The sequence below is a fragment of the Selenomonas sp. oral taxon 126 genome (assembly GCF_001683335.1).
In the GTDB taxonomy this organism is placed as follows: Bacteria; Bacillota; Negativicutes; order Selenomonadales; family Selenomonadaceae; genus Centipeda.
Genome location: NZ_CP016201.1, coordinates 1341761 through 1364587 on the forward strand (window position 1 = coordinate 1341761; position 22827 = coordinate 1364587).

General features: G+C 59.0%; 23 protein-coding genes and 1 pseudogene. 17 read left to right on the plus strand and 7 right to left on the minus strand.

What is annotated here, in order from left to right; genetic code table 11:
- Window positions 1-51: 51 nt before the first annotated feature.
- The 12 genes from mmdA (at window position 52) to AXF19_RS06015 (ending at window position 10229) form a co-directional block, all read left to right on the plus strand.
- Entirely contained in the window at window positions 52-1581 is a 1530-nt protein-coding gene (gene mmdA / locus AXF19_RS05965) for a methylmalonyl-CoA decarboxylase subunit alpha (RefSeq protein ID WP_066846369.1), read from the plus strand.
- Between the two features lie 15 nt (window positions 1582-1596).
- Entirely contained in the window at window positions 1597-1734 is a 138-nt protein-coding gene (locus tag AXF19_RS14570; protein WP_172837364.1) for a hypothetical protein, read from the plus strand.
- A gap of 61 nt (window positions 1735-1795) precedes the next feature.
- Window positions 1796-2185 carry a biotin/lipoyl-containing protein gene (locus AXF19_RS05970; RefSeq protein ID WP_066846372.1) on the plus strand — a complete coding sequence of 130 codons (390 nt, stop codon included), beginning with the start codon at window positions 1796-1798 and terminating at the stop codon, window positions 2183-2185.
- A gap of 149 nt (window positions 2186-2334) precedes the next feature.
- A complete protein-coding gene (locus AXF19_RS05975; RefSeq protein ID WP_066846375.1) occupies window positions 2335-3138 on the plus strand; it encodes a Cof-type HAD-IIB family hydrolase in 804 nt (267 codons plus the stop codon).
- 8 nt (window positions 3139-3146) lie between these two features.
- Window positions 3147-3998 (plus strand): histidinol-phosphatase, encoded by an 852-nt coding sequence (locus AXF19_RS05980; RefSeq protein ID WP_066846378.1) that lies wholly within the window; start codon window positions 3147-3149, stop codon window positions 3996-3998.
- 21 nt (window positions 3999-4019) lie between these two features.
- Window positions 4020-4910, plus strand: a complete 891-nt coding sequence (locus tag AXF19_RS05985) for a hypothetical protein (RefSeq protein WP_066846381.1) — start codon at window positions 4020-4022, stop codon at window positions 4908-4910.
- A gap of 53 nt (window positions 4911-4963) precedes the next feature.
- Window positions 4964-5911, plus strand: coding sequence for a homoserine O-acetyltransferase MetA (gene metA, locus AXF19_RS05990; RefSeq protein ID WP_066846383.1), 948 nt, complete (start codon window positions 4964-4966; stop codon window positions 5909-5911).
- A gap of 99 nt (window positions 5912-6010) precedes the next feature.
- Window positions 6011-6658, plus strand: a complete 648-nt coding sequence (locus AXF19_RS05995) for a hypothetical protein (protein ID WP_066846386.1) — start codon at window positions 6011-6013, stop codon at window positions 6656-6658.
- Window positions 6659-6934: 276 nt separating this feature from the next.
- The gene (locus tag AXF19_RS06000; RefSeq protein ID WP_066846388.1) at window positions 6935-7840 is read left to right on the plus strand and encodes a tetratricopeptide repeat protein; all 906 of its coding nucleotides are present in this window, start codon (window positions 6935-6937) and stop codon (window positions 7838-7840) included.
- Window positions 7833-9140, plus strand: a complete 1308-nt coding sequence (locus tag AXF19_RS06005) for an SH3 domain-containing protein (RefSeq protein ID WP_066846391.1) — start codon at window positions 7833-7835, stop codon at window positions 9138-9140. Before AXF19_RS06000 ends, AXF19_RS06005 begins: the two co-directional genes overlap by 8 nt.
- 52 nt (window positions 9141-9192) lie before the next feature.
- Window positions 9193-9720 carry a YbjN domain-containing protein gene (locus tag AXF19_RS06010; RefSeq protein ID WP_066846393.1) on the plus strand — a complete coding sequence of 176 codons (528 nt, stop codon included), beginning with the start codon at window positions 9193-9195 and terminating at the stop codon, window positions 9718-9720.
- Window positions 9721-9743: 23 nt separating this feature from the next.
- The gene (locus tag AXF19_RS06015) at window positions 9744-10229 is read left to right on the plus strand and encodes a YbjN domain-containing protein (RefSeq protein WP_066846396.1); all 486 of its coding nucleotides are present in this window, start codon (window positions 9744-9746) and stop codon (window positions 10227-10229) included.
- 126 nt (window positions 10230-10355) lie between these two features.
- Here AXF19_RS06015 and AXF19_RS06020 read toward each other — a convergent pair whose 3' ends face one another.
- Window positions 10356-11084 carry a flagellar brake protein gene (locus AXF19_RS06020; protein WP_066846399.1) on the minus strand — a complete coding sequence of 243 codons (729 nt, stop codon included), beginning with the start codon at window positions 11082-11084 and terminating at the stop codon, window positions 10356-10358.
- A gap of 175 nt (window positions 11085-11259) precedes the next feature.
- Here AXF19_RS06020 and AXF19_RS06025 point away from each other — a divergent pair, with 175 nt between their 5' ends.
- The 5 genes from AXF19_RS06025 (at window position 11260) to AXF19_RS06045 (ending at window position 20705) form a co-directional block, all read left to right on the plus strand.
- The gene (locus AXF19_RS06025; protein WP_066850098.1) at window positions 11260-11715 is read left to right on the plus strand and encodes a YaaR family protein; all 456 of its coding nucleotides are present in this window, start codon (window positions 11260-11262) and stop codon (window positions 11713-11715) included.
- A complete protein-coding gene (gene holB, locus AXF19_RS06030) occupies window positions 11715-12767 on the plus strand; it encodes a DNA polymerase III subunit delta' (protein WP_066846402.1) in 1053 nt (350 codons plus the stop codon). Before AXF19_RS06025 ends, holB begins: the two co-directional genes overlap by 1 nt.
- Window positions 12768-12804: 37 nt before the next feature.
- Window positions 12805-13905 (plus strand): PSP1 domain-containing protein, encoded by a 1101-nt coding sequence (locus tag AXF19_RS06035; protein ID WP_066846405.1) that lies wholly within the window; start codon window positions 12805-12807, stop codon window positions 13903-13905.
- On the plus strand, window positions 13898-14641 hold the full coding sequence (locus AXF19_RS06040) for a tRNA1(Val) (adenine(37)-N6)-methyltransferase (RefSeq protein WP_066846408.1): 744 nt from the start codon (window positions 13898-13900) through the stop codon (window positions 14639-14641). The genes AXF19_RS06035 and AXF19_RS06040 overlap by 8 nt, the downstream gene beginning before the upstream one ends.
- Window positions 14642-14753: 112 nt before the next feature.
- Entirely contained in the window at window positions 14754-20705 is a 5952-nt protein-coding gene (locus AXF19_RS06045; RefSeq protein ID WP_066846411.1) for an autotransporter outer membrane beta-barrel domain-containing protein, read from the plus strand.
- A gap of 164 nt (window positions 20706-20869) precedes the next feature.
- Here the strand turns inward: AXF19_RS06045 and AXF19_RS15255 are convergent.
- The 6 genes and pseudogenes from AXF19_RS15255 to AXF19_RS13765 all read right to left on the minus strand — a co-directional run.
- Window positions 20870-20992 (minus strand): annotated as a pseudogene (locus AXF19_RS15255) (secretion protein HlyD); the annotation flags it as partial.
- A gap of 49 nt (window positions 20993-21041) precedes the next feature.
- The gene (locus tag AXF19_RS06050; protein WP_066846417.1) at window positions 21042-21323 is read right to left on the minus strand and encodes a helix-turn-helix domain-containing protein; all 282 of its coding nucleotides are present in this window, start codon (window positions 21321-21323) and stop codon (window positions 21042-21044) included.
- The gene (locus AXF19_RS06055) at window positions 21310-21678 is read right to left on the minus strand and encodes a type II toxin-antitoxin system RelE/ParE family toxin (protein WP_066846420.1); all 369 of its coding nucleotides are present in this window, start codon (window positions 21676-21678) and stop codon (window positions 21310-21312) included. Before AXF19_RS06055 ends, AXF19_RS06050 begins: the two co-directional genes overlap by 14 nt.
- A gap of 4 nt (window positions 21679-21682) precedes the next feature.
- Window positions 21683-22090: a thioesterase family protein gene (locus tag AXF19_RS06060; RefSeq protein WP_066846423.1), complete on the minus strand. Its 408-nt coding sequence runs from the start codon at window positions 22088-22090 to the stop codon at window positions 21683-21685.
- 35 nt (window positions 22091-22125) lie between these two features.
- Window positions 22126-22542 (minus strand): type II toxin-antitoxin system HicB family antitoxin, encoded by a 417-nt coding sequence (locus AXF19_RS06065; RefSeq protein ID WP_066846425.1) that lies wholly within the window; start codon window positions 22540-22542, stop codon window positions 22126-22128.
- Window positions 22543-22565: 23 nt separating this feature from the next.
- Window positions 22566-22748 carry a type II toxin-antitoxin system HicA family toxin gene (locus AXF19_RS13765; protein WP_084784779.1) on the minus strand — a complete coding sequence of 61 codons (183 nt, stop codon included), beginning with the start codon at window positions 22746-22748 and terminating at the stop codon, window positions 22566-22568.
- Window positions 22749-22827: the final 79 nt, after the last annotated feature.

Here is a 22827-nt window from a genome sequence, read left to right on the forward strand (position 1 = left end):
ACAGGGCGCTTCATTCCGGCGCCCTGAGGGTAAATATACAGGAGGGATATGATGTCCACAGTCCAGGAAAAAATTGAGCTCATGCTGGAGAAGAAAGAGCATCTCATGCAGGGCGGCGGCGCAAAGAGCATCGAGAAGCAGCACAGCAAGGGCAAGCTCACCGCGCGTGAGCGCCTGAACCTGCTCTTCGATGAGGACAGCTTCGTCGAGCTGGATATGTTCGTTCGCCATCGCTGCACGAACTTCGGGCAGGATAAGAAGGAGCTGCCCGGCGAGGGCGTTGTGACGGGCTACGGCACGGTGAACGGCCGTCTCGTCTACGCATTCGCGCAGGACTTCACGGTCGAGGGCGGCTCGCTCGGCGAGAAGCACGCACACAAGATCTGGAAGGTCATGGATCTCGCGATGAAGATGGGCGCACCCTGCATCGGCATCAACGATTCGGGCGGCGCGCGCATCCAGGAGGCGGTTGACGCACTATCGGGCTACGGCGGCATCTTCTACCGCAACACGAAGTCCTCGGGTGTCATTCCGCAGATCTCCGTCATCATGGGACCTTGCGCGGGCGGTGCGGTCTACAGCCCTGCGCTCACGGACTTCATCTTCATGGTGAAGAACACGAGCCAGATGTTCATCACAGGCCCTGCGGTTATCAAGTCCGTTACGGCGGAGGAGGTCACGGCGGAGGCACTCGGTGGTGCGATGACGCACAACAGCCGTTCCGGCGTTGCACACTTCGCGGCGGAGAACGATGAGGACTGCATCGACCAGATCCGCTATCTGCTCTCCTTCCTCCCGAGCAACAACATGGAGGAGGTTCCGCACGTCGAGACGGGCGACGACCCGAACCGTCAGGACGAGAGCCTCAACACGCTCATCCCCGACAACCCGAATGCACCGTACGACATGAAGGATGTCATCCGCAGCCTCGTCGACAACGGCGAGTTCTACGAGGTGCACCAGCATTTCGCGACGAATATCATCTGCTGCTTCGCACGTTTTGACGGCCGCACGGTCGGCATCATCGCGAACGAGCCGAACGTCATGGCAGGCTGCCTCGATGTCGATGCGTCCAACAAGTCGGCGCGCTTCATCCGCTTCTGCGATGCGTTCAACATTCCGCTCGTCAACCTCGTCGACGTGCCGGGCTTCCTGCCGGGCGTCGATCAGGAGTACAGCGGCATCATCCGCCACGGCGCAAAGATGCTCTATGCATACAGCGAGGCGACTGTGCCGAAGGTCACGGTCATCACGCGCAAGGCGTACGGCGGCTCCTACATCGCAATGTGCAACCGCGAGCTCGGTGCAGATCAGGTCATGGCATGGCCGACGTCCGAGATCGCTGTCATGGGACCTGCGGGTGCTGCCAACATCATCTTCCGCAAGGATCCGGACAAGGATGCGCGCACGGCAGAGTACATCGAGGAGTTCGCAACCCCGTACAAGGCGGCAGAGCGCGGCTACATCGACATGGTTATCACGCCGAGCGAGACGCGCCCGTACATCATCACGGCGCTCAACGCACTCTCGAGCAAGCGTGAGGACAATCCCGCGAAGAAGCACGGGAACATTCCTCTCTAAAGCAGGAGGCAAAATATGGCTACAAATACCGTGGCGCCGGAGATCGTCGCCGCCATCACCGCCGCCGTTCAGTCGGCAATGGGCAGCAAGGTCGTCGCTGTGCGCATCAAGCCCGCAGAGGTCTGGACGCTTGCCAACCGCAGCAATATTTGAGGAATCCCTGCACTTGCAGGAATCCTGTCATTAGGGAATATAAATGTTGGAGGAATAACACATGAAGAAGTTCAACATCACTGTCAACGGCACTGCTTACGAGGTTGAGGTCGAGGAGGTACGCGCAGCCGGCGCTGCTGCACCGCGCGCTGCGGCTCCGGCTCCTGCACCTGCTGCGGCTCCTGCACCGGCAGCTCCCGCAGCACCGGCAGCTCCTGCTGCAACGGCGGGCGCCGGCGAGCAGTCCGTCGACGCTCCGATGCCCGGCAAGATCATCGAGGTCAAGGTTGCGGTCGGCCAGGCAGTCAAGGCCGGCGACACGCTCCTCATCCTCGAGGCGATGAAGATGCAGAACGAGATCGCTGCGCCTGCCGACGGCACGGTCAAGGCGGTCAACGTCTCCGCAGGCCAGTCGGTCAAGGTGCGCGAGTCCATGGTCATCCTCGGCTAATCCACCGCGATATTACGTGGGGAGTCCCGTTCGGGACTCCTTTTTCTTTTGTCTCGACACGCTGATGATTTCTTTTAATTGCGCCGAAAATCGTTCTTTGTTATAATGATAGCATTGTATACAGCGGCACTGGAAAGCAAGGTGACGGAATGATACGGCTGATCTTTTCGGATATGGATGGGACGCTGCTCGACGAGGACGGCAATCTGCCCCGCGCATTCGGCGTGATGTACGCGCGTCTGAAGGAGCGCGGCACCCGTTTCGCACCCGCCTCGGGACGGCAGTATGCCTCGCTCGTGGAGACCTTTGCACCGTGGCAGGACGAGCTGATCTTCGTTGCGGAGAACGGCACGCTCGTGATGGAGCGGGGGCAGGAGCTCTTTTCAACGCCCGTCGACCGCACGCTTGCGCTGCGCGTCATGGAGGCGGGTGAGGGAATCGCGGGTGTGCACGCCGTCTTCTGCGGAAAGCGCTATGGCTACCTGCACGAGGGGGACAATACGCCCGACTTTCGCACGGAACTTGCGAAATACGTTTCGAAGTCGATGGTGGTGGAGGACTTTGCCGCTGTGGACGATGTGCCGATCAAGATGGCATTCTGCGACCCGTCGGGGCGCGCCGAGACGAGCATCCTGCCCGTCATGCAGGCGTTTTTGGATCACCTGCAGGTCACGCTTTCGAGCGCGGAGTGGGTGGATGTCTACAGTCAGGGTGTGAGCAAGGGCGTCGCTGCACGGCAGATACAGGAGCGTCTGGGACTCACGCCCGATGAGTGTGCTGCCTTCGGTGACTACGGGAACGATCTCGAGCTGATGGATGCCGTGACGCACAGCTTCGCGATGGAGAACGCCATCCCCGCAGTGAAGGAGCGCGCGCATCATCGGGCTCCGAGCAATCGCGAGAATGGCGTCATGACGGTCTGTGAGCGCATCCTCGCAGGCGAATTTGACTGAGGTGTGCCATGCGTTTTGACTATCATATGCATCTGGAATACGGTTCCTATGACGAGGACTACGCCGAGGGATTCTTTCGCGCGGCGGAGGAGCGCGGCGTCCATGAGATTGGCTTCTCCGAGCACTCGCATACCTTCCCGGAGTTCGAGCAGCTCTACTACGATGACCTCATCCTCGACGATTCGTTTGTGGGCAGCTTTCAGCGCAAATGGCTGAAATCGAACAAATTCAAGTATACGCTCGACGAATACTTTGCGTTCATCGAGAAGCTGCGGAAAAAGCACAAGGTGCTTGCGGGGATCGAAGTCTGCAACTTTCAAAATCAGGAGGCGGTCGGAGAGATCCTCCGCGCCTATCCGTTTGACTATGTGATTGGCTCCGTGCACTTTTTGCGCGGCTGGGCGTACGATACGGGGGCGATCAAAGCGGAGTGGGACAATCATCCGCTCACGGATATCTACGAATGGTATACCGAGGAAGTGGAAAAACTCGCGGCGTCGAGACTCTACGATGCCCTCGGACATCCGTTCAACATCCGTCTCTACCGACATTTCCCCGATTTCGACGTGACTCCGTATCTGGAACGCGTCGCGCAGGCGATGAAGGCGGCGGATATGATCGTCGACCTCAACACGGGGACGTACTACCGCTACCCCGTGGAGGAGTTCTCGCCGTATCCGGACTTTATGCGCATGGCGCGGGAATACGAGCTGCCGATCATCACAACCTCGGACGCGCATAAGCCCGAGGACTGTGCACGCTACAACGAGGAGGCGGTGCAGTACGCACGCTCCTTTGCCTTTACAGAACAGATACGATTCACGGGCGGCCGCGCACGGGAACGTGTCGCATTGGTCTGAGACCTGAGAGGAGAGCATGAGATGAGTGCAATGATGAGATATGGAGCAGGCATATTCGTATCACTGTTTTTCCTGCTCGTGCTGTGCCCCGTTGCCCTTGCGGCAGAGAAGGTCACATGGACGTGGCTGAGCTCGGGCGAGAAGTATTCCAAATTCTACGCGCCCGCTTCCGTGCACGTCACGCAGCGTGTCACGCCGCCGGGACAGACCGCTCCCGTGGCGACGGAGATCACGGCTCAGATCAAGACCTCGTTCAGCTACGAGGGGGCGGAGGAGACGATCCGCAACTACAAGATTGGTCACGTCATCCCCAACCCCGCGCAGCTTTCCTACGCTGTCGCACAGGTGCGCGTCGTCCCGCAGAGCCGCCTCGTGCAGTACATCAGCGAGACGTTCTACGATGCAGCTGGCAATGTCCTCTGGTCGAAGGGCGAGGGCAAGGAGAAGGAAATGAACTCCCAGCAGTTCGACGAGGAGTTCTACGCCGCGATTATCGACACGGTCTACCATCAGGGCGAGATGGCACGACTGCGTGCGGATGACCGTTGGATCGTGCTTTGGTCAGACGAAAGCCCCACAGGGGTAAAGACGCAGGTCACGGCAGATACGACGACCATGCGCCGCGTCGGAGACAACATCGTCTTCTGGGCGTGGACGGAGGTGCGCGATGCACAGGGCAAGGCGGTCGAGATCAAATTCGACAAGCGCGCGGTGAACCTCCCACAGGGAACGGAGCGCATCATCACGGGGCAATACTGGTCGCCTGCAGGTGGATGGCAGCCGCTCGATGACGGCTATGAGGGCGCCTATCGCATGATTACGCGTGAGGCACCCGAGGAACGCGGGCTCATCCGCCTGCGCGCCTTTGCAGACGGCTACAGCACATGGGTCAACCGCTATCGGATTCAGTGACTTTGCGTATGCGGAGTGGCGCCGCGCCTTCATAGGAAAGGGAACGGGGAACAATGCCGATCAAGATACCAAATAATCTGCCCGCGACGAACGTCCTTGAGGGGGAGAACGTCTTCGTCATGAATGCGGCGCGCGCGTACGGTCAGGACATCCGTCCGCTACGCATCCTCATTCTGAACCTCATGCCTATCAAGGACGTGACCGAGACGCAGCTCCTGCGTCTCCTCGGCAACACGCCCCTGCAGGTGGAGGTGGACTTCATCTACACCGAGTCCTATATTCCGACGCATACCTCGCGCGACTACCTCACGGAGTTCTACGGTACATTCGCCGAGGTGCGGCACAAAAAATATGACGGCTTCATCATCACGGGCGCGCCCGTGGAGCAGCTGCCGTTCGAGCGCGTCGCGTACTGGGACGAGGTTGCCGAGATCATGCAGTGGAGCCGCAAACATGCCTACTCCACCTTTCATATCTGCTGGGGGGCACAGGCGGGGCTCTATTATCACTACGGCATCCCGAAGTACTGGACGGAGAAGAAGATTTTCGGTGTCTTCGAGCATCGCCTCTCTGTACAGCATGAGCCGCTTCTGCGTGGCTTTGACGACGTGTTCTATGTGCCGCACTCGCGGCATACGGAGACACAGCGCGCCGATATTGAGCGTGTACCCGAGCTGACCATCCTCTCCGAGGGCGATGCAGGCGTCTACATCATTGCGAATCTGCGCCGCCGCCAGTTCTTCATCACGGGACACGCGGAGTACGACCCCATGACGCTCAAGGCAGAGTACGACCGCGATCTCGCGGCGGGACTCGACCCCGACATTCCGTGCAACTACTACCCCGAGGACGACCCGAACCGCGCGCCCGTTGTGCGCTGGCGCAGCGTCGCCCACCTCCTCTTTGCGAACTGGCTGAACTACTACGTCTACCAAGGCACGCCGTACGTGCTGGACAGCCTCGACAATGCGGACGACTGGGAGTACCACTCCGGACTTTGAGCCTGATCTTTGAGCTTCGTCCATGTTCAGTAAAAATTCATTTTTTTGGTCTAGCATAGAGAGGAACTGATAACTTTTATTTGATGGGAGCGATGATAGGTGCAAAAAAAATGGGGGGCGGCGCTCCTTCTCTGCGGCGTCCTGCTGATGGGCGCGCGCCCGACCTCTGCCGCTGAGGAGATCCCGAAGCATATCTATGAATGGGTACAGTCCACGGCGCGCCAGGGCTATTATTTCAACAAGGAACAGATCCACTATGCGACGGATGCGCACGGCTACATCGACCTCACGAAGATCGTCGTGCCGACGCTCCGGATCTACGACGACATCCAGATACAGGACGTTGTGTCCAAGCGGCGCTGGCGCATGCTGCCGCTCGACGGCTACAGTGATCTCGCGGGTGCGGCGGAGTACCTGATGATCGACCTCAGTGCGGGCGTTGTACACGTCACCGTGCATGAGGATCTGGACAGCATGTGGGGCACGCTCTCACGCCAGGAGAACGCGAAGGAGATCGCACTCGCCGACCTCTCTGACAAGGACGTGGAGAAGAAATTCTTCGATGCGATCATCAGCTACGCAACTGCGCATCAGGAGGAAATGATCAAACGATCGCGCGGTATACTTAGCGACGCAGACCGTGCAGCGTTGGAGGCAAAGAAGGAAAAGCTCGCAGAACCTGCCGACAATGCCCCTGAAAAGCCCGCGAAGAAGGATAAGAAGGAAAAAAAGAAGAAGAATAAATAGTAAAAGGAACTGCTGCCGCAAAGCGCGCGTCGGCAGTTCTTTTTTCTGGGGAAGCACTGATAAATTCAGCACCGCCATCTTGGCGCATCTTTTTCGCCCTCTCTGCGTCGACAAATCCTCCACATAGCTTTTGCTATGCGTCCGGTTTGTCTTCTTGACAGGACAAAAAATCTGCACCAATCTGACGGTCTTCATTTTATCAGCGATTCCCTAGCTTTTTCCCGAAAAACAAGGTATAATGGTACTAGGAACTACCAGCAAAGGAAGGGACACCGCATGACAGATAAGGAATGGATGCAGCTTGAACTGAACCGCATGGTAAAGGCTGAGGGGGGCAAGGTCAGCGTCGAGCGCATGACCGAGATCGTATCGGAGCTCAATGAGCGACTGCGTGAGAATCCGAATCTGCCGCGTGAGGTGAATACGCTCACAGCGGACGAACTGATCGCACGCGCACGCAAGAAGAAGGGGGAGGAGCGCTACCGCATCATCAAGCGCGTCCTGCGCATGGAGCCGGACAACATCACGGCGGCATCTATGCAGATCGAGTATCTCGCGAAGAATGCCGATGACCGCGTCCACCACTACGAGGATCTGACGCGCAAGGCGACCGCACGTCTTGAGGAGCAGGGGATGTTCTCCGAGGAGAACATCGGAAAGTTCTGGTCGATGCCCGCGACGAAGCCCTATATGTTCCTGCGGCTCTCCTATCTCGAGGCACTCCTGAAGGCGCGCAAGCTGCGGCTTGCGGCAAAGGAGTGTGAGGAGATGCTCCGCCTCTCGGAGCACGACGCGCTCGGACGCCGCTACCAGCTCATGTTCATCTATGCGGAGATCGAGGATGGGGATGCGGCGATCAAGCTGTATCAGCGCTACGAAGAGGGCGTGGCGATGATGTATCTGCCGCTTGCAATGCTCTTCTACCGTCTCGGCAAAATGAAGATGGCGCGCAACTTCCTCAAGGAACTCGTTGCCGTCAACAACGATACGAAGGCATTCTTCGAGCGTGCAGTGCGGGGGGATCTTCCCACGCGTGCACCCGGACGCTATGCCGGCTCTTTTGCTATCGGCACGATGGAGGAGTTCGGCGAGGCGGTGACGGACAACAGATTCGCCTTCCTCGGCATGGATGCCTTCTTCGCATGGGGGCTCGGCGAGCTCAGCGGGGAGCAGGGTGCCTGAATACGCTGTAGGACGTCTGTGCACGGGCATCGGAGCAGGGCTTCTCTTCCTCTTCATGGTTGTTCCTGCACATGCGGCACTGCCCGTTCAGGGAGCGGAAGCGACTGCCGCATACTGGGTGCGTGCGGATGGCAATGTGCCACTCCTCTCTGTGGAGGAGGCACAGGAGCATCGGCAGGCGAGCATTGATGCGGGGCTGCTGTACGATCTCGCCAATGCACCGCACCGACGCAACGGGCGCGACCTGCGCGCGGTAATCCGTCAGGCGGCGCAGGGGCTTGACCGGGGGCTGCCCGAACTCTATGCGGGGAGGGATCCCCTCACGCAGGAGACGTGGGATCGCGTTCTGGAGAATCGTGCCATCGGGGGGATTGGCGCACGTGTCACAGCGCATCCTGCCGTCACCATTCGCCGTGCAGATGTACGACTCCTGCCGACCGACGAGGGGTGGTATGAGGAGCCGGACGATGAGGACTACGACGAGTTGCAGGGGACGGTACTCGATCCCGGGGAGGCAGTCCTCATCCTGCACGAGGCGCAGGATGGTCGATTCGCCTTTGTCGAGACACGCGACTATCACGGCTGGGTCGACGCACGTGCGCTCGCTGATACGGACTGGAAGACGTGGCGCGGCTTCGCTGCGCCGGAGGAGTTCTTCACCGTGACAGCGGCGTTCCTGCGCATGGACGACGAGGGCTTACACTATCAGCTTGGGGCGAAGATCCCGGGCAGACGGGCAGAGGACGGGTCATTTCGTCTCCTCCTGCCACGGCGGGATGCCGGGGGGCATCTCGCCGTGCGGGAGATGCAGGTGCCCGATGATGGGTGTCTCACAGAGGGACGGCTGCCGCTTACCCGGAACAATCTCGTGCGTCTCGCATTCACGCCGCTCTATACGGAGTACGGCTGGGGCGGGGCAAATGAGGGGATGGACTGCTCATCCTACGTACAGAACATCTATCGCGCGATGGGGCTCGATCTGCCGCGCGATGCGGATATGCAGGAGCGTGCCTGTTCGCTTCTGCCTCTTGCCGGAAAAACTGCGGCGGAGCGCTATGCGCTCCTTGCAGATGTGCCGCCGGGCGCACTCCTCTTTCGTCCCGGTCATGTCATGCTCTATCTCGGGCGGGATGCGGGGGGCAGACCGCTCGTGATTCATGACATCAGCAGCTACTACGAAGACGGCGAAAAGCAATATATCAGACAGGTCGTCGTCTCAACGCTCGAATTTCAAAATGCACGCGGCACTGCTGCAATCGATACGCTTGATGCGATCGGTTTCATTGCTCCGGCGCCATAGGAATGGGGACATATGCCCTGCGGTCTGAGCAGGGCAGATATGGAGGGGACAAATGGGACTCTTTGACGGATTCAAAGGCGGTGAAAAGACCGCCGTAATGGGAATCAAGGATGCGATCAAGGAAGAGCTGGATCGCAACGACTGGAACTATGAGATCAGTGATGAGAGTGAGGAAGACCGTCAGGAAACATATTTCTACATGAGGAACGAACTCGAGAACGACGAAGCGATCACGGTGGTCATCGTCGTGCGCGAGTTGTACGATCAAGTCGATGATGCCGACGGTTTCATCAAGATCAAACTCTACGACATCGCCTATCTGGAGGAGTCTGACCTGCGCGCCGAGCTCCTCGCGAAGATCAATGCGTGGAATAGTGAATTCCGCTACGTGAAATTCTGCCTTGACCGCGACGAGGACGTTGTCCTCGATATCGACCTGCCGCTTGACCTCCACAGGGGAAAATTCCAGCCGGACAGCGTCATGGCAATGATGGCGGTCGGCATGCATGTCGTAGAGAAGGTCTTTGACGATCTGATGGAGCTGTGCACGCGCGGACACAAGCCTCGTCCGCAGGAATAACGCAAGTTGAACGGAGGAACTCTATGGGACTGTTTGACGGCTTCAGCGGAAGCGACGAAGGGCTCAAGAACAGCGCATTTGAAGCGATTAAGGCGGAACTTGACAAGCAGGATATGAAATACGGCGAGGACGTGACGGAGGACGGCGAGGATCAGATCATCCGTATGCGTCAGCAGCTCGACAATGGCAGTGTTGTCAGCATCGCCATTGTCGTCACGGAGAAAGGCGATACGAACGATTTCATCAAGATCAAGTACTTCGGGCTTGTGCGTTTGGAAGAGGGCAGCGATCCCAAGGTGTTCCACGAGAAGCTCAACGAGTGGAACAGCCAGTATCGCTACGTGAAATTCGTTGTTGACGATGAGCGCGATGTTGTCATTGACATCGATCTGCCGCTCGATCTGCACGTCGGCGTGTTTCAGGCGGATAGCTTCATGGCGATGGTTGGTGTCGGTCTGCAGGTGCTCGAGGAGATCTACCCCGAGCTGATGAAGCTGCGCTGGGCATAAAAAGCCTCCCCCGTCGCTACGGGGGAGGGGGATCGCGAAGCGGTGGAAGGGGCGCCTTGAACGTCTAGGCAAGATCAACAAAGGGCTGCTGCACATTCATTTTGTGCAACAGCCCCTTTTCATGTATCAGCTCCGCTTCGTATGATCGATCTGCGGCACCTTCAGCCCCTTGCGGAGATAGCTCTGCTGGAGCTGATAGATGCTCTGGACGAGCCGCTCCCGCTCCCGGTTCGAGAGTGCATCGCCGAAGGCAATGCCAATGTGGTACGTCATGCCGAGGTTCGTCTCAATCGGGGTCGCCCTGCGGATTGTCCCCTGCGTCTCCAGCGTCCCGATGTGCGGCAGATCGGGTACCCGCACGGCGAGCGCTGCGTCCATAATCAGCGGCTCGTCGTGCACGAAGCACAGCCCGCCGCCGCTGATGTCGATGAGGGCGACCTCGCGGTAGTCCTTCAGACTGCCGTGATCGCCCGGCAGTTTCACATCGATGGACATCGGAATCGGCACGCGGACGAAATCACGCAGTTGGATGCGCTCCGCGCTCGTGGGGAGATCGAGATACCAGACCGTATCGGGCAGCGGTGCGGCAGAGCGATAGGGAACGGCGAAATGATAGACGCAGCCCGCCCCCGTCAGATGGCATTGAAAGACTTGACCGACCTCGGGCGTGTTGACATACTTCCCGATGGGGATATCCAGACGTACTGCAAGCGCCCCCGCCGGCCTGCCCGCCGCCTGCTCCTCCTCGCTGAGCTCGAGCGTACCGTAGTAGTCGATCTCAATATCCTTTTCGATAATGTGGATGGCGGAACCGTGCCGCAGAAGCGCGGTGAGTTTGTCCCCCTCAAGCGTCATGACATCATACCTTTCTTTCTGTTTGCTGTTTTTCTAAAAATAAGGATAACAAAGTATGGTGATAAAGTCAATTTATCCGCGCTGCGCGGCTTTGACTTTGTTCCTCGTTCGGGCTATAATGAACAATGGGCAAATTGACTCATCTTGAATATAGGAAAAGGGATCGGTGGACGCGATGGCGATGAAGATAGACAGCAGCATTGCACGGAGCACGTCGCTTGCGATGCCGCGCGCAGAGACGGAGGTGGGCGTGCGCGGCGCGGCGACGGACTTTAGTATGGAACTGGCAGATCAGGAGTCCGCGATGTCGCGTGAGGCGATGGATCGCCTGCTCGAGCAGATCGACGAGCAGGGGGCGCGCCTCTCGAAGTCGCCGACCTTTGACGAACTGCGCTCCTATCGCTCGCTCATTCAGAACTTCATCGGTGAGGCGGTCGGCACGATGTATGAGTTGCGCACACAGGCGGGCTGGGATCGCCTTGGTCGGCAGAAGGTCTATACCTCCGTCCGCAAGATCGACAAGAAGCTCGAGGAGATGACAGAGAAAATCCGCCTCGGACAGGCGGATCAGCTCGACATCATCGCGAGCCATGACGCCATCCGCGGACTCCTCGTCGACCTCTATATGTAATGGCGCGGGCGAAAAAATCTGTGTCCGCAGCGCCATCTGAGGCTGTGCGCGAGGACTTCCCCGAGGGCTGGGCGGACATCCGCGGACACGGGGAGATCATTCGTCGTCTGCGCGCGCTCGCGGTGACGCGGCGTCTGCCGCATGCGCTGTTGTTCTGCGGTACGGAGGGCGTCGGCAAGCGGCGCACGGCGCGCGTCCTCGCGCGGACACTGCTCTGTGCGGCTGGCGGGGATGCGCCCTGCGGGCAATGCGACTCCTGCCGCACAATGGCGACGGGCGTGCATCCCGACTACTTTGAAGTCGCACCCGAGGCACGCGGCAAGAGTGCAGCGATGATCCGCACGGACGCCGTGCGCGACATCCTCATTGCTGCGTCAGGTGCACCCATCGCCGCCGAGCGGCGGATCATCCTCATCGACGGCGCGGACCGCATGAACGAGGCGGCGGCGAACCGCCTCCTCAAGACTCTCGAGGAGCCGCCGGGCGCGGTACTCTTCATTCTCGTGACGAACGCCTATGACGCGATCCTCCCGACCATCCGCTCCCGCGCCGTGCGCATTGCGTTCGGCGCACTGCCGCGCACGGAGATCACGGCGGCACTCGCGGCACGCGGCAGCGAGCATGCGGCGGCGATTGCCTCACTTGCGGATGGCAGCCTCGGGCGCGCCTATGCGCTCACCGAGGAGGGGCTTGCCCTGCGCGACGACGCGCTCGACCTCCTCGCGCAGCTGCCCAACCTCGGCGTTGAGGATATATGGGCGCGCGCGGAGGCACTCGGCGCACGCCCGCACGCGGAGCGCACGGCGTGGATTTCCTATGTGCAGATGGCGCTACGCGACCTCCTCCTCCTGCGTGAGGACGGCGGGAGCGACGCGCTCTGCCACATCGACCGACGTGAGACGCTCACAGCACTCCTTGCATACATGGCGGACAGCGATATCTTTGCCCTCATGGATGGAGCACGGGAATTTTCGCGCCGCTTTGCAGCGAACGTGAACCCTGCCTTGCAGGCGGAGGCGTTTTTACTGCGTGCGCGCAAACAATTCATTTGAATTGTTTTATATATAGATATAGATTCCGGAGGAAGTTTTGCAAACGATTGTAGGTGTCCGCTTCAAGGCGGCGGGCAAGATATACTCATTCGGACAGGGACAGCTCACGATTACCGAGGGCGATCATGTCATCGTCGAGACCACGCGCGGCATGGAGTGCGGCAAGGTCGTCATCGCGCCGCGCGAGGTGCCCGACGAATCCGTCCCGACGAATCTGCGCGTCGTGCACCGCATCGCCGACGCTTCCGACCTCGCACGCATCGAGGAGAACCACGCGCGCGAGAAGGAAGCGCGCAGGGTCTGCGAGGAGAAGATACGCGAACTCGGGCTGAAGATGAAGCTCGTCGATGTCGAGCTGACCTTTGACCTCTCCAAGATGCTCTTCTACTTCACGGCAGACGGGCGCGTCGACTTCCGCCAGCTCGTGCGCGAGCTCGCGGGTGTCTTCCGCACGCGTATCGAGCTGCGCCAGATCGGCGTGCGCGACGAGGCAAAGATGATGGGCGGCATGGGCTGCTGCGGGCGTCCGCTCTGCTGTGCGACATTCCTCGGCGATTTCGTGCCTGTCTCCATCCGCATGGCAAAGGAGCAGAACCTCTCGCTCAACCCAACGAAGATCTCGGGCATCTGCGGGCGCCTCATGTGCTGCCTGAAATACGAGAGCGATGGCTATGGCTGCGGCGGTTGTATGCGCGCGAAAAAGGCGGAGTACACCCCTGCGGTAAGCGACCGCGTGATCGCCGAAGATGCCGAGGGGCGCATTGTCGCCGTCAACGAGCAGCGCCGCACGGCGACCATCCTCATGGACGATGGAAAGACCGTTGTCGCCGCGTGGGAGGACATCGCGCGTGTGGAGGGCGAGGACGGTGAGCCGCGCTCGCATATACCGCACGAGGGTCGACTGCGCCCGCCGCGTGAGCGTATGCCGCGCGACCGTGCCCCGCGTGAAGGGCGTGAGCGGCGCGAGCGTCCCGCAGGAGCAAAGACGCGCGAGCGTGGGGAACGTGGCGAGCGGAGAGAGCAGGGCGAGCGCACGGAGCGCGCTGCAAAGAATGCGGGTGAGCGCCGCCGTTCGCAGGGCAGACGGCGGCAGAACCGCACACCGCGCCCGCAGCAGGGCGAGGCATCCGATGAGTGAACAGGCAGCTCTGCATCCGAACGAGCGGGTCGACGACCTCTCGTTGGGCGGGCGGCAGATCACCCAGCGTACGGATGAATTCTGCTTCTCCATGGATGCCGTGCTCCTCGCGCATTTTCCGCAGCTCACGGGGCGCGAGCGCGTGCTCGACCTCGGCACGGGGACGGGCGTGATCCCACTCCTCGTCGCAGACCACGCAGCGCATATTACGGCGGTTGAGCTGAATTCCGTACAGGCGGAGCTGGCTGCGCGGAACGTACGGCTGAACCATCTCACAGACAAAATAACCGTGCGGGAGGGCGACTATCGCGACCCTCCCGCTCTTTTTGCGTGCGGAGCATATGACCTCGTATTCAGCAATCCGCCGTACCGCCCCGTGACAAGCGGAGCTCTCAGCATGGGCGCACGCGCAGCGGCACGGCACGAGCTGACGGCGACCCTTGCCGACACCGTACACGCCGCATCGTACGCACTCCGTCACGGCGGACGGCTCGCTATGGTGCATCTGCCCGAACGCCTCGGCGAGATCGTCCTCGCCCTCCATGCGGAGCATTTTGCCGTCAAGCGCCTGCGCATGGTACAGCCGCGTGCGGACAAAGCGCCGAACCTCATGCTCATCGAGGCGGTCAAGGGCGCGGCACTCACGGGAATGCGCCACGAGCCCGCCCTCATCGTGCGCGATGCGGAGGGGAACTATACGGATGAGATCCGCCGCATCTACGGTCAGGAGATGTGAACTTATGATTGACGTTTGTAGACGTGCGTCATATAATAGAAAGATGAGAAAATGTGGCGTGCAGCGCTGCAAGGATGGATTCTTTCCAACATATTGTGAAGGGGAGAGAGTAATGCTCAAAGGAATGAAAGCAAAGCGGCAGCTAGCCGCATTCGTAGCGATTGCCCTCGGCGGCACGTTTGCCGTTGCGCCTACGGCGTATGCGGCGAGTGCAACGGTCACAACGGGCGACCGCATCAACGGTCACACGGGGACATCGAATGATCCCTATACCGACATTGAGGGCAGTACACACCTGATGAGCCCTTCTGTGACGGACAATATGCTTACAATCAATGCAAACAGCGTAGGCGTTGCTCCTATTGTCAACGGAGATATCTCCGCAGGCGGAACGACCTCGACCACAAACGCTGTGACGGGCAACACGCTCGTCATTAACAGCATAAAACTCACGGGCAATGCGTACGGCGGCATCGGTCTCAATATAGCTCAGGTTTCGGGTGCGGCGCAGACAAATCCGAACACGGTCAAGATGAATGACGGAATTGTCACAGGATCTGTCATTGGTGTGCGCTCGACTGCGGGCGGCGTGGCGAACGGTGGGGTGGAACTCGCGGGCGGTACGCTGACTGCAAGGACCGGCACCGGGACCGCAATGGATGGAATTGCGATTGCGGGCGGCATGGGAAAGACCTCTGCCATCAACAACACAGTTACGATAGCAAATGGAACGGTCGTGGGCAAGGTCTACGGCGGCTATGCTGAGAATGCGGCCGGCGGAACGACGGGCAACCGCGTTATCCTCGGCGATGTGAACGGGAGTGCCACACCGAACCTCACCAATGCGTCCCTCTACGGAGGCAGCAACTCCACGGGCGTTTCGGGCGGCAGCCTCGATGCCATTCGGAACAACCACCTGATTGTGCAGACCAAGGGCATTACGGCAAACTCCGCGCAAAACTTCCACACGTACGAATTCCATCTGAACACAGGTGTTGCAGTGGGCAACACCATGCTCACGCTCACCCACAACAACGACGCATTCGGGCGCGCGGTTGCGTGGGAGGACATCAAAGTCGACGCGACAGGTTGGAGCGGCAAGGGGGTCAATGCACAGGGAAAGAGTGTGCAGGACTACTTTGGCGATGTCGGCACGGTCACGCTGATGGCTGACGGCAACACAGCGACCAATCGCACATCGAATCTGAGATTTTCCAACTATACATCGCCCGGTACGACGGATTGGAGCGGCGACTACGAGTACCGCATCAAGCTGCGCACGCAGACGGATACGGCAACCTCGACGACGCGCAACTACGTTGACGCAGAGCTCCATCGTTACCAGAACGCGAACCATACGCATACGGGCGCACTCAGCGGACGGAATACAATCTATGGAGGTTATTCCATCTGGGAAAACCTCGGCGGACAGACCGGCAATAAAAAGGTCGTCCAGGACAATACCCTCGTACTCAACAACGCGACGGGCCTCGTTTCGGGCTACGGCGGCTACACCTCCACGGGTGCGGATGCCGTGCGGAACAAGCTGACGCTGAACTCCGGCACGATCGAGAACCTCTTTGGCGGTGTTGCAACGGGGACGGGACTGGTCGATCGCAATGAGGTCACAGTCGCGGATGGTACGGTGACGGGCGATATCTTCGGCGGCAAATCGGACAATTTGACCTCGGGCAATGGCGTTGCCTACAGCGGCACGGGGACGGTCACGAACAACAGCGTCACCGTCAACAAGGGAACGGTCAATCGCATCACGGGCGGCTACGGTACAACCACGGTCAGCTCGAACAGTGTTGCGATTAACGGCGGAGCAAATGCCTCGCGTACCACGGTCTATCCCGTTGTGCATGGAGAGGTCAAGGGCGGCGCGATTCGCGGCGATAACAGCGTGGACCGCAAAGCTGAGCAGAACACGGTCACGATCACCGAGGGTGACATTCAGGCCACCGTCTACGGTGTATTCGGTGAGCTCTTCGGCGCGGGCAGCTCCACCAACGCACATGTTCAGCTGGTCAACGACAACCATGTCAAGATCAGCGGCGGCTCCGCGCACAAGATCTACGGTGCATATCTGACGGGCTACGGCACTGCGGCGGGCACCGGCACGGCGACGAATAACACCGTCGAGATCTCGGGTACCGCAAAGGTCTCTGAAACGGCATACGGCGCAGCGGCAAATGGCAATGCGAGCCTTACCGCGAACAGCGTCACCGTTAAGGGCGGTGCTGTGCATGATGTCTACGGCGCGACGGCGAACGGCACGGGGGCTGTGAAGGACAATAGCGTCACCATCGAGAACGGCAGGGTGGATGACAACGTCGTCGGCGGTGAGAACACTTCAACGAGCACGAAGGCGGGCTCCGTTACGAACAATATGGTCACGGTCAAGGGCGGCGAAATCGTCGGCGACATCTATGGCGGCGTGACCTATGCAGCGCAACCCTCCGGCTCGGGCGGCACTGGAACTACGACGACCTCCGGCGGCAATACCGTCACCATTACGGGCGGTACGCTCACGGGCGGTACGCGTCCCGACGGCACGCTGCGCGGCAATGTGTACGGCGGCTACGCGCGTGGGACGGATACATCGGTCGAGCAGAATAATGTGGTCAACCTCGGGGCAGACGACGGCAGCTACGCGGCGGACCTTACACGAGCGACCATCTACGGTGGGCGCAGCACAGCGGCGGGCAACACGCTGAACGTCAAGGGGCAGGACATTACCGTCAAGGGTGTTCACAACTTCACGAACTATAACTTCTACCTCACGGACAAGATCGACAAGAACGCGACGATGCTGAAGGTGACTGATCACAACGGCTTTGAGAACCAGTATTCGGGAACCACGCCCGTGAACTTCTCGAATGTCAAGATCAACCTTCAGAATATGTCCGCAAAGCAGATTGCAGGGCGTGTTACCCTCCTTGAGGGCAATGACGACAACGCGCTGAAATTCCAAAACTACACACCGACAGCGGCGTGGCTGATCTCCCCGACACACAGCGACTACGAGTACGCACTGCGCCTCGTGCGTTCCGACGGCACCGAGGCTTCCATGGGCACGACGACGGGCAGACGCGTTCTGTTGGACTACAACCGTTTCCAGAACGGTAACGTCGCATACGATACGACGAGCGACGATACAGATTGGTTCGCGGGGCGCTCCTACGGGGGACACACGACCGAGCACAACCTCCTCACGATTGACAAACCACTCAGCCGCGATATCATGGCATACGGCGCGAAGACGATGGGAGCGTCCGGCGGTTCCGGCGGTACGCGGGGGAATACACTCGAGATCAAGTCGACGGGCAGCAATGCCTACCAGGTGACAGCGGGCTACGGCGGCTATATCCACGAGGCTGCCAACAACGACAAGGTGGAGAACAACGTCCTGCGCATGTCGGGCGGCAAGGTGGGCACGCTCTACGGCGGCTACTCAGCGGGCACGGGCGAGGTCAGCGGCAACAACGTCTACGTCACGGGCGGCAGAGTGTCGGGCAATATCTATGCGGGCTATGCTGCGACCGCAGGACAGGCGAAGGGCAATACGCTCACGCTTGGTGCGGACGACGGCAGCTACGGTGCGACCATCGCAGGAAATATCTATGGTGCGAACGATAGCGGCGCGGGCAAGGGCAACACGCTCGTCGTACAGGCGGGCAATGTCTCCGTACAGCAGGTGAAAAACTTCGACACCTTCAAATTCGTCCTTCACAACGATACGCTCATCGACCATACCATGCTCAAGATTGAGCAGACGGGCGGTCTTGGCGGTACGGTTGACATGGCGAATATCACGGAGGATGTCAGCAAATTCCACCTGAACCCGACGTGGACGGGCTCGCATTCCGTAAAGCTCATCGAGAGCAACGGACAGATGACATTCTCGAACTATGCGAAGAACCAGGATCGTACGTCAAAGTACGCGAATACGAACTATGAGGTCTACCTGCATACGGAGAACGATCAGACGCAGGGCTCCGACCTCCTGCTGACCTTCAACCGTCTGCGCGACGGTGACCGCAGCTATGACAGCACAAACGCTTCAGCGGCAGACAGCAGGGTGTTCACGGGCATCTCCGCAATGAATCACGATGTGGAGAACAACAAGCTCCATATTACGGGCGTACACGCAAGCGGCATTGACAACTACGCCGCAGCGGGTGTCACCACGGGCACATCCGGAAGCCTGAAGAACAATATGCTCACGATTGACAGTGCAAATGCACTCAATATCCGCGATGTCTACGGTGCATACGCAGCGAACACGAGCACCTCGAGCAGCTCGGGCAGTTCGGGCGGCAGCGGCTCGGGCAGCAGTGGATCCGGCGGCGGATCGAGTACAATGAGCGGCAACGGGGTTATCCTCACGCGCGGTGCGCTGACCGGCAACATCTACGGTGCCAAGAGCGAGAGCAAGGTAAAGGCGGACAGCAACTATGTCACCGTGTCGGGCGGCTCGGTCTCGGGCTCTGTCTATGGTGGCTGGTCGACAAGTGACGATGCACAGAATAACAATGTCAGCCTCTCCTCTGTCCATATTGGCGGTGATGTCGTCGGCGGCTATGGCAAGAGTGCCAAGAACAACAGCATCACGCTGCGCGGTACCGAGGTTGCGGGTAGCGTCTATGGCGGAAAACTTACGACGGGTGTATCGGCATCTGCCAAGGACGGCAATACACTGAACGTCTATGACATGGGGGCAAAGGTCGGGTATTTTGAGGATTTCCAGAGCCTCAACTTCTACCTCTCCCCGCGTGCTGACCTCTCGAAGTCCATGCTGACCACGACACAGGCAAAGAACAAGGACATCAGCGGCAGCACGATCACCATGGAGCTCGACGGCGGATACGCGCCGATCGGCATGGGCGATGACATCAGCCTCGTCAGACTGCCCGACGCTCAGAACATTGTGACGGCAAACAACCTCTCGGGCACGACTTATCAGACGACGAAGGGCGTTACCCTCGACTATGAGTACACACTGAATACGCGTGGTACGGCATCGACGGGCACGAAAAACGAGCTCTTTGCACACGTCACGAATATCAAGGTGAAGGACGAGACGAAATCCCTTGTCGAGACACAGGCAGCTGCGATTGCCTTCCTTGCGAGCGGCTCCGATCTCCTCACCGATGTCGGTATCCCCGCAGCCGAGGCGGCGGCGACCCAGATCGCGAACATTGTGGACACCCCGTATGCCGGCAGCGAGAAGAACTCTGCTGCTGCCTCCGCTCCACTCTCCACCCTCGGCAGCTATCAGCTGTTTGCGGCGCAGAGCTTCGGCAGTATGCGCCTCAAGTCCGGCTCCTACGTCGACACGAAGGGCTGGAATCTCAACGTCGGCTATGCACGCCGCAACGAACTTCTGGACAGATCGCTCACCTTTGGGCCGTTCATCGAGTACGGCAGGGGCAACTACGACTCCTACCTCGACGACGGCACGCACGGCAGTGGCAAGACCGACTATCTCGGTATCGGTGTCATGGCAAAGACGGAGAGCGAGAGCGGCATCTATCTTGAGGGCAGTCTGCGCATTGGTCGTGCAAAGAGCGATTACAGCGGCATCATCGGCGCGAAGGGCACCGGCTACGATCTGTCGAGCAGCTACTTCGCCGGTCACATTGGGGTCGGACAGAAGCGCGAACTCATCAATGGCAATAAGATCGATACCTATGCCAAGTATTTCTACGCGCATCAGGCGGGCGCGAGCGCAACCCTTTCGACCGGCGAGCCGTATGACTTCGGCGCATCCACCTCGAGCCGTATCCGCTTCGGCACGCGTTACACGTTCAAGAACGATCTGGACGGCGAATTCTACGCAGGTCTCGCGTGGGAGTATGAATTCGACGGCAAGGGCACGGCGAGCTATCAGGGCTACAACCTGCCGAGCACGAGCCTCAAGGGCAGCACCACGCTCCTCGAACTCGGGTATCGCTACGCTCCCGTGGACAGCACCGTCAGCTACGGTCTGAACCTCACGGGCTTCAAGGGCAAGCGCAAGGGTATTACGGGCGGATTCAACATCGCCTGGGCGTTCTGAGCATACATTTGAAAATCACATAAAAACGCAGGAGAGCGGCACAATTGCGTGCTGCTCTCCTGCGTTTTTTTACCTTGTGTCAGCGCTTTTCCCCTGCCTTTGCTGCGTGGGATGTGCGTGGTGCGGCTTCGCGTCGATAGGGGACATGGAGCTCCACTGATTATAGGAAGCACTGATAAATTCAGCCGCGCCATCTTAGCGCATCTTTTTTGCCCGCTTTTCGTTAGCAAATCCTCCACATAGCTTTGGCTATGCGTCCGGTTTGCCTCCTCGTTCGGACGAAAAATCTACGCCAATCTGCAGGTCTATTTTATCAGCGATTCCTATAGATGTGGCTTACAGTGGAACAATGGCGAGTTTTTTGCCGAGGGGCGCGAGGAGTTTTGTGACCGTGGCGATACTCGGGCTTGCTGTTCCGCGCTCGAGACGTGCAATCATGGGGCGTGTGACGCCGCTCATCTCCTCGAGCTGCTCCTGCGTAATGCCGCGCTCTTCACGGGCGCGGATGAGTTCGCCAATCAGCGCGACACGCAGATCGCTCGCGGCAATTTCTTCGGGGCTCAAAAGCGAATCAATGTAGGCGAGAGCATTGTCACTGCTTGTTTTATTCGGACTCATATGTAACTCCCCTTTCGATGAGGTCGGCAAGATTTTTCTGAGCACGTTCAATTTCTCGGGCAGGCGTTTTCTGCGTTTTCTTTATAAACTGATGGAGCAGGACAAAGCCGCCCTGATACCATGCGGCAAAGAGGATTCGGTCACGAAGAGGACGAAGTTCCCATATATCACCGTTGAGATGCTTAATATAAGGTTCTCCTACGCGCGTCCCGTATTCGCTTAATGCTTTGATATAGTCACGAATCTTGTTTAATTTGATGCGACTGTCTTTATCTTTTTTTGCAGTAAGTTCTGCAATGTATGCCGCAATGGGGCGGTTTCCATCCTTATCCCGATAAAAGTATATTGGGTGCATCGCATCACTCCGGTTGCCGCTTCCCCTCCGCCTTCGCCATAAATTTATCCACGGCGACGGCAAAGCGCGTGTGCGTGCCCGCACCGATCTCCTCGCGCTCGTCGTACGCCGTGACATTGAGCGTGACTGCGCGTCCGTCTACGCCCGTTACCTTTGCGACAGCGCGTACCGTGAGACCGACAGGCGTCGCCGCGCGGTGCGTGATGTTCAGTGACGTGCCGACCGTCGTCCAGCCCTCGGGGCACTCCCTCTGACACAGCTCTGCCGCCGCGCGCTCCATCAGTGCCGCCATCGCGGGCGTCGCATACACGGCGAGCGAGCCGCTGCCGACCGTCACCGCCGTATTTGCATCCGTCACCGTGTCCACCGCCTCATGTGTCATGCCGACGGTGATATTGCTCTTGAAATCCATATGATTGCTCCTTTATATGTGTTTGATACGAAGCACTATACTGCCGCTTCTTTTTCGTAAAGCTCCGTCAGAGCATCCTGAAGCACCTTGGAGACGTTCAGACGTTTTTTCTCGGCGAAGGTGTTCAGCCATGCGGGGATGGTGAGATTCTTGCGGATGGATTTGCTGCCGTATTTCGCGGCGTAGGTATCCATATCAAGGGAGAGGAGACTGACAAAGCCCTCGCCCATCTCCGGATCGGGGTGAATGTCCTCGATGCGGCTTGCGGGCGGTGCAGTCCGCCCGTCCTCGAGTTCTCCGAGTACCCAGCCGGACGCAGCATCCACGCCCATTGCAATCGCCTCAGGGAGGGATGCGCCTTCGCTGACACAACCGGGGAGATCGGGCACGACCACGCAGAATTTGGGATTAACTTCACAGGGATAAAAAATTGCAGGATAGACCAGATTCATATCAATACCTCCTAGGTTTGAAATTACTTCAAGCCTGCTGTACGTAAAACCGATTTAACCGTCTTTGGATCAAGATCACCGGGATGGTTCGGAATTGTAATCTTGCCGGGCTTATCATTGTGGACATAGTGCATATGTGAGCCGTTCGAGTTTTTGAGATACCAACCGTTCTTTTTGATTAAGCGATCCAACTCAATAAATCTCATCTCACCACATTCATCTATATTATAAACACAATGCGCATGGCTGTCTAGGAGGACGAAGGTGCGAGAATTGTCGCAAATT